The organism is Pontitalea aquivivens (genome assembly GCF_046507575.1).
Classification (GTDB): Bacteria; Pseudomonadota; Alphaproteobacteria; order Rhodobacterales; family Rhodobacteraceae; genus Pontitalea; species Pontitalea aquivivens.
The window spans coordinates 1-319 of sequence record NZ_JBKFEY010000141.1; the positions used below are offsets into that span (position 1 = coordinate 1).

The window sequence follows — 319 nt, forward strand, 5'->3', positions numbered from 1 at the left end:
ACCAGGCACGGCCGCGCGTCGATTTCGCGCCGGTGCCGGAATTGTGCTGGACGAGGCGGCTGTCAAGGTCGAGGGTCCAGCCGACATAGGTGCGGTAGCCCTGTGCGGTGGCGCTGCCGAGCACATAGACGAAACCGGTCATGTCCGCTTCCTGCGTGCCGTGCCGCGATGGCGCTGTAACGGGCCGCGGCGTCGGGCGGCGAAATTCTCGATGATCATCGAGATCCAGCGCTCTTCGATGTCCTCGGGGTCGAACAGCTCACCTTGCCAATCAAGCATGAGCTGGTGCTGCTCGTGTTCAGGATCCGCCATCGCTTCA

Annotated in this window: 1 protein-coding gene and 1 pseudogene; both read right to left on the reverse strand. The window is 63.9% G+C overall.

Annotated elements, in window-relative coordinates; genetic code table 11:
- On the reverse strand, positions 1-142 hold a 142-nt coding region (locus ACK8OU_RS20545), incomplete at its 3' end, for a GIY-YIG nuclease family protein (RefSeq protein WP_410305178.1).
- A pseudogene (locus ACK8OU_RS20550) lies at positions 139-319 on the reverse strand (hypothetical protein); the annotation flags it as partial. The pseudogene ACK8OU_RS20550 and the gene ACK8OU_RS20545, both read right to left, overlap by 4 nt.